At 64.3% G+C, this 10,536-nt stretch carries 7 protein-coding genes, 1 tRNA gene and 2 rRNA genes (1 of these 10 only partly in view); 3 read left to right on the plus strand and 7 right to left on the minus strand.

Annotated features, from left to right (window positions below):
- Positions 1–140 precede the first annotated feature (140 nt).
- Positions 141–2,015, minus strand: coding sequence for an ABC-F family ATP-binding cassette domain-containing protein (locus AC07NV_RS04315; protein WP_495165107.1), 1,875 nt, complete (start codon positions 2,013–2,015; stop codon positions 141–143).
- An 80-nt stretch (positions 2,016–2,095) separates the two neighbouring features.
- Between AC07NV_RS04315 and AC07NV_RS04320 the strand changes: the two genes are divergently transcribed.
- Positions 2,096–2,518: a VOC family protein gene (locus AC07NV_RS04320; protein WP_495165108.1), complete on the plus strand. Its 423-nt coding sequence runs from the start codon at positions 2,096–2,098 to the stop codon at positions 2,516–2,518.
- 2 nt (positions 2,519–2,520) lie between these two features.
- On the opposite strand, the gene AC07NV_RS04325 is transcribed toward AC07NV_RS04320, so the two are convergent.
- The 3 genes from AC07NV_RS04325 to AC07NV_RS04335 are packed head-to-tail and all read right to left on the minus strand — an operon-like array spanning position 2,521 to position 6,650.
- A complete protein-coding gene (locus tag AC07NV_RS04325; protein ID WP_495165109.1) occupies positions 2,521–4,071 on the minus strand; it encodes a DHA2 family efflux MFS transporter permease subunit in 1,551 nt (516 codons plus the stop codon).
- A 3-nt stretch (positions 4,072–4,074) separates the two neighbouring features.
- Positions 4,075–5,223, minus strand: coding sequence for an HlyD family secretion protein (locus tag AC07NV_RS04330; protein WP_495165110.1), 1,149 nt, complete (start codon positions 5,221–5,223; stop codon positions 4,075–4,077).
- Positions 5,223–6,650 carry an efflux transporter outer membrane subunit gene (locus AC07NV_RS04335; protein ID WP_495165111.1) on the minus strand — a complete coding sequence of 476 codons (1,428 nt, stop codon included), beginning with the start codon at positions 6,648–6,650 and terminating at the stop codon, positions 5,223–5,225. Before AC07NV_RS04335 ends, AC07NV_RS04330 begins: the two co-directional genes overlap by 1 nt.
- A gap of 107 nt (positions 6,651–6,757) precedes the next feature.
- Here AC07NV_RS04335 and AC07NV_RS04340 point away from each other — a divergent pair, with 107 nt between their 5' ends.
- A complete protein-coding gene (locus AC07NV_RS04340; RefSeq protein ID WP_495165112.1) occupies positions 6,758–7,348 on the plus strand; it encodes a TetR/AcrR family transcriptional regulator in 591 nt (196 codons plus the stop codon).
- Between the two features lie 98 nt (positions 7,349–7,446).
- The gene (locus tag AC07NV_RS04345) at positions 7,447–8,745 is read left to right on the plus strand and encodes an Hsp70 family protein (protein WP_495165113.1); all 1,299 of its coding nucleotides are present in this window, start codon (positions 7,447–7,449) and stop codon (positions 8,743–8,745) included.
- 90 nt (positions 8,746–8,835) lie between these two features.
- On the opposite strand, the gene AC07NV_RS04350 is transcribed toward AC07NV_RS04345, so the two are convergent.
- From AC07NV_RS04350 to AC07NV_RS04360, 3 genes are all read right to left on the minus strand, one after another.
- Positions 8,836–8,912 (minus strand) — tRNA-Met (locus AC07NV_RS04350).
- Positions 8,913–9,031: 119 nt separating this feature from the next.
- Positions 9,032–9,146 (minus strand): 5S ribosomal RNA (rrf, locus tag AC07NV_RS04355).
- A gap of 119 nt (positions 9,147–9,265) precedes the next feature.
- Positions 9,266–10,536 (minus strand): 23S ribosomal RNA (locus AC07NV_RS04360) (it continues 1,522 nt past the right edge of the window).

Genomic DNA, 10,536 nt, shown 5'->3' on the forward strand with positions numbered 1-10,536 from the left:
TTATGATGGATTGAGGTGCGGGAGTCAATGCGGGTGAGCCCACAACAACTTCGTCATGCCGGACTTGATCCGGCATCCATGGCAGCTTCGATGTCTGGACCCCGGATCAAGTCCGGGGTGACGATATCGGGGCGAACGATCTATGCGGCGGCGGTTTCGAACGCTTCCAGCGCTTCGCTCGCCGCGACCCAGCGCGCTTCGGCGGCTTCCTGCGCCGCGACGATCTTGCCGCGGCGCTGCGACAATTCGCTCATCGTCAGCCCGGCATATTCGTTCGCCGCGCCCTGCGGGTCGAACATCGCACGGTCGATCGCGGAGAGGACGACTTCATATTTGGCCAGATCGGCCTCGGCGTCCGAAACATCCTTCTTGATCTTGGCCGCTGCCTCGCGCGCCGCCGCGGCGGCCTTGCGATCTTCCTTCTTGTCGGCCTTCGACACCTTTTCCTTTGACGGTCCCTTGCCGAGGATCATGTCGACATAATCGTCCATGCTGCCGTCATATTCGCGCGCGGTGCCGTCGTCGACGAGGACCAGCCGGTCGGCGGTGAGTTCGAGCATGTGCCGGTCGTGGCTGACAAGCACCACCGCGCCTTCGAAACCGTTGAGCGCCTGCACGAGTGCTTCGCGCGCATCGACGTCCAAATGGTTGGTCGGTTCGTCGAGGATCAGCAGGTGCGGCGCATCGCGGGTGATGAGTGCCAGCGCCAGCCGCGCGCGCTCGCCGCCCGACAGTTTCGCGACCTGCGTGGTCGCCTTGTTGCCCGAAAAGCCGAAGCGGCCAAGCTGCGCGCGGACCGCACCTTGCGTCTTGCCCTCCATCACCCGCGTCATATGCGCGAGCGGGGTGTCGCTGCCATCGAGTTCCTCGACCTGATACTGCGTGAAATAGCCGACGCGCATCTTGCCCGACGCCGCCATCGCCCCCACCATCGGGGTCAGCTGCGCCGCCAGGAGCCGCGCAAGCGTCGTCTTGCCGTTGCCGTTGCGGCCGAGCAGCGCGATCCGGTCGTCGGGGTCGATCCGCAGATTGAGCCGCTGCAGCACCGGCCGGTCGGCGTAACCGACGCTGGCAAGGTCGAGCGTGATCAGCGGCGGCTTGAGTTCGTCGGGGCTGGGGAAATCGAACGCCAGCGTCTGATCCTCGGCGAGCGCCGCGATCGGCTGCATCCTCGCCAGCATCTTCGCGCGCGACTGCGCCTGTTTCGCGGTCGAGGCGCGCGCGCTGTTGCGTGCGACATAATCCTGAAGCTTCGCGCGCTGCGCATCCTGCGACGCCTTCGCCGCCGCGAGCTGCGCCGCGCGTTCGGCGCGCTGACGCTCGAACGCGTCATAGCCGCCGGCATAGAGCATCACCTTGCCGCCTTCGAGGTGGAGGATGTTGTCGACGACATTGTTGAGCAGGTCGCGCTCGTGGCTGATCACCACCAGCTGCCCCGGATAGGCGCGCAGGAAATTTTCGAGCCACAAGGTCGCTTCGAGATCGAGGTGGTTCGACGGTTCGTCGAGCAGCAGCAGGTCGGGTTCCGAGAACAGCAGCGCCGCAAGCGCGACGCGCATCTTCCACCCGCCCGAGAAGCTGTCGAGCGGCTGGGCCTGCATGTCTTCGTCGAAACCGAGCCCGATCAGGATGCGCGCGGCGCGCGCCGGCGCGGTATAGGCGTCGATCGCAATCAGCCGTTCGTGAATATCGCCGAGCTTGTCGGGGTCCTGCTCGACCTCCGACGCCGCGAGCAGGTCGGCGCGCTCGGTATCGGCGGCGAGCACGGTGTCGAACGGCGTCGCGGTGCCGTTCGGGGCTTCCTGCGCGATATAGCCGACGCGCGTCCTGCGCGGCATGTCGATGCTGCCCTCGTCGGCTTCGAGCTGGCCGATCATCACCTTCATCAGCGTCGACTTGCCCGCGCCGTTACGCCCGATCAGCCCGACGCGGCTTTTGGCCGGCAGGCTCGCAGTAGCGCGTTCGAGGATGGCGCGCCCGCCAAGGCGTACAGTGATTCCGTTGATTGTCAGCATGGGCGCGCGCCTAGCATGTTCGGCGCGCCAGCCCAAGTCCCCGACTGGTATTCCTGCCGGGACTGTTGCAGACAGGCGGCATGACCGGCCTTGCCCCCTTTCATATCGCATTCCCCGTCGATGACCTCGACGCCGCGCGCCATTTCTATGGCACCGTCCTCGGCTGCCCCGAAGGGCGCAGCGACGCCGACTGGATCGACTTCAACCTCTATGGGCATCAGATCGTCGCGCACCGAGTCGATACGGCGCGTGCGGCGGCGGCACATAATCCGGTCGATGGTCATGCGGTGCCGGTGCCGCATTTCGGCGTCGTGCTGCCGCCCGCCGAATGGCACGCGCTCGCCGGCCGGCTGAAAGCCGCGGGAACCGAATTCGTGATCGAGCCGCACACGCGCTTTCCCGGCCAGCCGGGCGAACAATCGACGATGTTCTTTTACGACCCCGCGGGCAATGCGCTCGAATTCAAGGCCTTCGCGGATCTCCGGCAATTGTTCGCCAAATAGGCCTAGTGCCCGCCCCCCATCGAAATCTGCTTTGGACGCGGCGCAAACCAGACCGATATAGCGGCGAGCACGAACACCACGCCCGATGCAAGGAACAGGTGGATCACCCCGAGCGTCGAGGCCTGTACGTCGACGAGCCGTTCGATCGCCCCGCGCGCCTGTTCGAGCGTCAGCCCGGCGCTTTGCATCGAGGTCATGGCCGCTTCGGGATTGTTGAGCGACGACACCAGTTCGGATCGCGAGGTCCGGCTGGCGTCGTCCCACGCTGTCGTGGCCACCGCGGTGCCGATCGCACCGCACAGCGTACGAAGGAAACTCATCAACCCCGCCGCCGATGTTTGCAGATGCGATGGCACCGAACTCAGCGCGAGCGCGGTGAGTCCGACGAAGAAGAAGGGCATGCCGATCCCCTGCAGGATATGCGGCAGCGCGAGGGTCCAATAGCCGACGTCGGCGTTCCAGCTCGCGCGCAAGACCGACATGACCGCCATCCAGAGGATGCCGCCCGAAATGGTGATGCGAACGTCGACCCTCGTCATCAGGCCCGCCGCGACGGGCGAGAGCAGCACGGCGAACACGCCGAGCCAGGCGACGATGAAGCCGGTCTGCGTCGCAGTATAGCCCGCGACCTGCTGCAGCCATAAGGGCGTGAGCACGACCTGCGCAAAGAAGGCGCCGAAGCCCAAGGATATCGCCATGGTGGCGAAGGTGAAGCCGCGGAAGCGGAAGATGCGCAGGTTCACGACCGGATTGGCGTCGGTCAGTTCCCAGATCACGAAGGCGGCGAAACTGATCGCGGCGACGACGGCGAGCCCGACAATCCATGCCGATCCGAACCAGTCATGCTCGCGTCCGGTGTCGAGCATGATCTGGAACGCGCCGACCGACACGACGAGCAGGATCAGGCCGATGACGTCGATGCGTGCCTTGGCGCGCTTGGTCTCGAACGGCGTCAGTAGCGTGAACACGCCGAACGCACAGATTGCGACGACGGGTAGGTTGATGAAAAAGATCCACGGCCAGGTCCAATTGTCGCTGATCGTCCCGCCGAGGATCGGTCCGAGGATGGGCGCGGTGGTTGTCGTCATCGCCCAGATCGCAAGACCGATCCCGGCCTTTTCCTTGGGAAAGATGCGCAGCAGCAGGATCTGCGACAGCGGCATCAGCGGCCCGCCAGCGAGCCCCTGCAATACGCGGAAGAGCACGAGCGCGTCGAGCGTGCGCGAGACACCGCAGAGGAAAGAGAAGATGCCGAAGCCGATGATCGAGATCATGAACCAGCGCACGGTGCCGAAGCGCATCGCGAGCCAGCCGGTGAGCGGCACGCTGATCGCGTCGGCGACCGCATAGCTGGTGATCACCCACGTTCCCTGGGTAGGCGATACCGCGAGCCCGCCCGCGATATGCGGGACCGACACGTTGGCGATCGTGGTATCAAGCACCACGACGAAATTGGCGAGCGCCAGCGCGAAGGCCGCGACGATCAGCCGCACCCCGGTCAGCGGCTGCGGTTCGGCCGGAATAGCGGATCCAGAGAGGGCAGCGCTGGCCATGGCTCAGTTGCCGCGCGTGTCGATCGTGGCTTCCATCGACAGCCCGACGCGCAGCGGATGCTCCTTGAGCTGCTTCGGGTCGAGCGCGATGCGCACCGGCAGACGCTGGACCACCTTCACCCAATTGCCCGTCGCATTTTGCGCGGGGATCAGCGAGAAGGCCGCACCGGTGCCGCCGGCGACGCCGACCACCTTGCCGCGGAAAACGACGTCGCCGCCATAATAGTCCGAGACCAGCTCGACCGGCTGGCCGAGGCGGATATCCTTGAACTGGCTCTCTTTGTAATTGGCGTCGACATAGGCGGTCGCAATCGGGACGAGGACCATGATCGGCGCGCCCGCTGCAATGCGCTGCCCGACCTGAACCTGCCGGTTGGTGACGATACCGTCGACCGGCGCGCGCAGCACGGTGCGCGCGAGATCGAGCCGCGCCTTTTCGAGCCGCGCTTCGGCGGCGGCCACATCGGGCGCGGTGTTGATCGTTGTGCCGCGGACGACGGCTTCGGCGGCGCCGAGATCGCCGCTCGCCGATCCGCGCGTCGCTTCGGCCGAGGCGATACCGGCGGCGGCGAGATCACGCGCCGCGCTCGCCGACGCCAAGGCTGCGCGCGCAGCGGTGAGTTCTTCGCCGGAGACGGCCCCGGTGCCCGCGATGCTTTCGCGCCGCGCGAGTTCGGCGCGCGTGCGCGCAACCGCCGCGTCGGCGTCGCGCAGGCGCGCGCGCGCCTGCGCAATGTCAGCGCCGCGTGCCGCGACACGAGCCCGCGCCGCGTCGGCGTTGGCATCGGCCTGTCCATAGCGCTGGCGTGCCAGACGCAATGCGGCTTCGGCATCGGCAACCGCGATCCGCTGGTCGGCGTCGTCGAGGATGACGAGGATGTCGCCCTTCTTCACCGCCTGCGTGCCGCTGACGCGCACTTCCTTGACGGGGCCCGATACGAGCGCGGTCACCTGCGCCGAATCGGCGCCGACATAGGCGTTGTCGGTGTGGACACGCCCCGCCTGCGTCAGAAAATACCAGAGCCCCCACAGGATCGCGACGGTCACGACGACCATCGCAAGAATGCCGAGCAGCTTCTTGCGCTTGGCGCCGTTGCCCTCGGCTGCGGTTTCGGGAGCGTCGGTTGCCGCTGCAGCCGTTTCGTCGGCCATCATTCGTCTCCTGTTGAGTTGCTGGCCCGGTATCCGCCGCCAAGCGCGCGGATCAGGGCGATGTCGAGTGTGAGCTGGCGCGCCTCGAGGTCGGCGACGGCGCGGCTGAGCGCCACCATGCTGTCCTCCGCAGTGAGCTGGACGATCTGGTTCGACAGGCCGGCACGATAGCGCAGCCCGGCAAGCTTCGAGGCCTCGGCCGCCGCGGTCAGCGCCTCGCGCCGTCCGACAAGCTGACGCTCGGTCGCAGCGCGTTGCGCAACGAGATCGGCGACGTCGCGCAGCGCATCGATCAGCGTGCGGTCATAGGTTGCAACCGCCACGTCATAATCAGCGCGCGAGCCGCGATAGCGTCCCTGAAGGCGCCCGCCTTCGAAGATCGGCAGGCTGATCGCGGCGCCGCCATTGCCATATTCGGACCCCGACTTGAACAGGTTCGACAGACCGAGCGACTGAAGCCCGACGAGCGCCGACAGGCTGATATCCGGATAGAAGTCGGCGCGCGCGACATCGATACGCTTAGCGGCGGCCTCGGATCGCAGCCGCGCCGCGACGATATCGGGGCGCCGCCCGATCAGGTCGATCCCGGCGCTGTTCGGCAGACCCAATGGCGGGCGCGCCATCTGCGGCCGCGCAATCGAGAAGCCGCGGTCGGGCCCTGCCCCGACGAGCGCGGCGATCCGGTTGCGGGTCGTGGCAATCGCTTCGTCGAGCGCGACGACGTCGGCGCGCGCCGAGGCGGCACGGCTTTCGGCTTGCCGCTGGCTCGCCTGATTCTCGATGCCCGCGCGGGCGCGTTCGCCCGACAGGTCCGCGCTTGCGACGCGAACGCGTACCGCCTCGTTGGCGACGTCCAGCGCATGATAATAGCCCGCAAGATCGGCATAGGCCGACGCGATTCCCGTCGTCAGCATCAGCCGCGCCTGTGCTTCGTCGACGCGCGCGGCCTCGGCTTCGGAGGTCGCGGCCGCGAGTGCCGCGCGATTGCGGCCCCACAGGTCGAGGTCGAAGGAAAAGGTCGCGGCGACATGCCCCGTGTCCTGGATACCCTCGGGAACGAACGCGGGCGGAATGCCCATATTCTTGCTTTGCTGGACACCGCCGGCGCTGCCCTCCGCGCCAATGCGCGGCAACAGGGCGGCATCGGCCTGCTGCGCCATCGCATCGGCGGCGCGCACGCGCGCCGCCGCGATGGCAACGTCGGGCGAGCCCTTCAAACCCTCGGCGATCAGCGTATCGAGCTGCGCATCACCGAAGCTCTGCCACCAGCCTTCGGCAGGCCATTGGCCCTGCGCGCCGGCAAAAGACGCGCTCGATTCGAGCGACTCGGCTGCGGCCGGAACCGGCTTGGGTCCAAGGTCGGGAACGCTCGCGCAGCCCGCGAGCAGGCTGAAAACAGCGGTGGAGAGAAAAATTGTCCGGGGCATGGCTTCCAACGATACTAGCTGGTATCATGCGCAGATGAACTTCGGAGGATGCGTTGTCAATCGAAATGATACCAGATAGTACGGCTGCGACAGACGATGCCGCGGCGATGCGGCGAAAAGCGTTTGTCGATGCGGCGCGCGAGCTGTTCTTCGCGAACAGCTATGCGGGAACCACCATGTCGTCGATCGCGAGCAAGGTCGGCGGGTCGAAGACCACGCTCTGGACCTATTTTCCTTCGAAGGAGGATCTGTTCGCGGCCGTCGTCGACGGTATCGTCGAACAATATGGCGACGCACTCACCATCGACCTGCCGCTCGACGAGCCGGTGCCCGATGTGCTGCGTCGTTTCGGCAATGTGTTGATGACGAAGCTGACCGCGACCCCCTTGCTGTCGCTCTATCGTCTCGTCGTCGGTGAGGCCGACCGCTTCCCGCATCTGGCCGAGACTTTCTATGATCGCGGCCCGCGGCGCGGAAAAGCGCGCGCCGCCGACTGGGTCGCCGAAAAGATGGTACGCGGCGAGATAAGGATGGGCGATCCGATGCGCGCGGTGCAGCAATTTGCCGGACTGTGCCAGTCGGGCCTGTACCAGTTCGCCCTGCTGAATCTTCCCGAAAGCCGCGACCTCAGTCGCCTTCAGGACGAAGTCGACGCCGCGGTCGACACCTTCTATCGCGCGTGGAGACCCGAAGCCTGACCGGACAAGCCCCGTCCCGACCCGGAACTTGCTCCCCGACCCGCCCTGTGCAATAGGCGCCGCCCCGCGCGGCACCCCGCCGCCACAGGAGCACTCCCATGACCACCGCAGCCGTGAGCGCGCTCGGCCTCGATTTCGGCACGACCAACAGCGTCGTCGCGCTCGCCGATGGCCGGGGCGGAACGCAGCTTGTCGAGTTCGGCGACGCACAGACGCGCAACGCCGTGTTCCGGTCGGCGCTGTGCTTCTGGGAAGAGGAACGCGGCTGGAACGGCATCGCGCACGAGGCGGGCCCCTGGGCGATCGACGAATATCTTCAGTCACCGCTCGACAGCCGCTTTATCCAGTCGTTCAAGAGTGTAGCCGCCAGCCCGCTGTTCGAACGCGCGATGATCTTTAACAAGCCGTTCCGCTTCGAAGATATGGGGCGCCTGTTTCTCCAGCGGCTCGTCGCGCATGCTCGCGGCGCGCTCGACACGCGGCCGCATCGGATCATCGTCGGCCGTCCGGTCGAATATGCCGGCGCACGCGCCGATCCAGCGCTGGCGCGGCAACGCTACGACGCGATGCTCGCGGCGTTCGGTACCGAAATCTACTATGTTCACGAACCGCTCGGCGCCGCGCATAGCTATGCGTCGCGGCTCACCGAGCCGGCGACGATATTGGTTGCGGACTTCGGCGGCGGTACGACCGACTTTTCGATCGTCCGCGTTGCCGAACCGGGCGCCCCGCGCCGTTGCGTACCGCTCGCCTCGTCTGGGATCGGCATCGCGGGCGACCGCTTCGACTATCGTATTGTCGACCGGTTGGTGCTGCCTTTGCTGGGCAAGGGCAGCAATTATCGGTCGTTCGACAAATTGCTCGAGATCCCGGGCGGATATTTCGCCGATTTCGGCGACTGGTCGCGGCTTGCGATGATGCGCAACCGCCGGACCATCGAAGAACTGCGCCGCCTTCAGCGCGACGCCGTCCGGCCCGACCTCATCGGCCGCATGATCGGGCTGATCGAGCATGAACAGGGTTTCCCGCTCTACGACGCGGTCGGCCGGCTCAAGCGCGCGCTTTCGAGCAGCGATCACGCCGAGTTTCAATTTGTAGGCGGCGGTGTGGAAATCAGCGCCGATGTACGCCGCGCGGATTTTGAGCGGTGGATCGCCGGCGATTTGCTCCGCATCGAAAGCGCGATGGATCAGGCGCTCGTCCGCGCGGGCATCGAGCCGATGGATATCGACCGCGTGTTCCTGACCGGCGGATCGTCACTCATACCCGCGATCAGGACGATATTCGACCGCCGCTTCGGCACCGATCGCATCGCAACCGGCGGAGAATTGACATCGATCGCACATGGCCTCGCACTGATCGGCGAAGAATCCGATCCCTCCGAATGGACCGCTTGATCCGGGCGGGGCTCCCTTCGGCACCATCGAAAGACGCTCGCTTCAGACACGAAAAAGCCCGCCATCCCCAAGGAAAGCGGGCTTTTTTGTTGGTTGCGGGAGTAGGATTTGAACCTACGACCTTCAGGTTATGAGCCTGACGAGCTACCGGGCTGCTCCATCCCGCGCCACCAATCGCGAATCTCGACGCCAAGCGCGAGCCGCTAACAGCAAAAGGCCGGCATTTCTGCCGGCCTCTAACTTTGTGAATGGGTTCTTCCGATTTCAGCCTCACGCCGACCACAATGCCTGGCGACGTCCTACTCTTCCGTTGCTTAAGCAGCAGTACCATCGGCGCTGTCAGGTTTCACGTCCGAGTTCGAGATGGGATCGGGTGGGTCACTGACGCCATGGTCACCAAGCAATGAAGTCGGCGTGGGTCAAAATCGGGTTTCAATCGATGTCCGTGCAATATTTGTCTGACTACAATCATCCACTTGTCGCGGACAACCCGTCAGGATTGTCGTTGATGGTGGGACTCTTAAGTGCGAATAGAGCAATTAGTATCGGTTAGCTCCACACGTTACCGCGCTTCTACATCCGATCTATCAACGTGGTGGTCTTCCACGGCTCTAAGAAATCTTATCTTGAGGGAGGCTTCCCGCTTAGATGCTTTCAGCGGTTATCCCGTCCATACATAGCTACCCTGCTGCGCGGCTGGCGCCACGACAGGTACACCAGAGGTATGTTCAACCCGGTCCTCTCGTACTAGGGTCAACTCCTCTCAAATTTCGACGCCCACGGCAGATAGGGACCAAACTGTCTCACGACGTTCTGAACCCAGCTCACGTACCACTTTAATTGGCGAACAGCCAAACCCTTGGGACCTGCTCCAGCCCCAGGATGTGATGAGCCGACATCGAGGTGCCAAACGATTCCGTCGATATGAGCTCTTGGGAATCATCAGCCTGTTATCCCCGGCGTACCTTTTATCCGTTGAGCGATGGCCCTTCCACTCGGGACCACCGGATCACTATGACCGACTTTCGTCTCTGCTCGACTCGTCAGTCTCGCAGTCAGGCAGGCTTATGCCATTGCACTCTTGCAGACGGTTTCCAACCGTCCTGAGCCTACCATCGCGCGCCTCCGTTACTCTTTAGGAGGCGACCGCCCCAGTCAAACTACCCGCCACAGAGGGTCCCTAATCCAGTTTCATGGATCGAGGTTAGACATCAGAAAACAACAGGGTGGTATTTCACCTATGGCTCCACGTCAGCTGGCGCCAACGCTTCAAAGCCTCCCACCTATGCTACACAGTTCTTTCCTAATGCCACTCTGAAGCTGCAGTAAAGGTGCACGGGGTCTTTCCGTCTAACCGCGGGTACTCCGCATCTTCACGGAGAATTCAATTTCGCTGAGCATCTCCTGGAGACAGTGGGGAAGTCGTTACGCCATTCGTGCAGGTCGGAACTTACCCGACAAGGAATTTCGCTACCTTAGGACCGTTATAGTTACGGCCGCCGTTTACCTGGGCTTCATTTCGCAGCTTGCACCACTCCACTTAACCTTCAGGCACCGGGCAGGCGTCAGGCCCTATACGTCGTCTTGAAGCCGACTTAGCAGAGCCCTGTGTTTTTGCTAAACAGTCGCTACCCCCTGGCCTGTGCCCCCTCAAACCGGTTGCCCGGAATGAGGGCCTCCTTCTTCCGAAGGTACGGAGGCAATTTGCCGAGTTCCTTCAGGAGACTTCTCTCAAGCGCCTTGGTATACTCTACCATCCCACCTGTGTCGGTTTAGGGTACGGTCTATAAT

This window comes from Sphingopyxis sp. GW821-FHT10B01, from assembly GCF_059415685.1.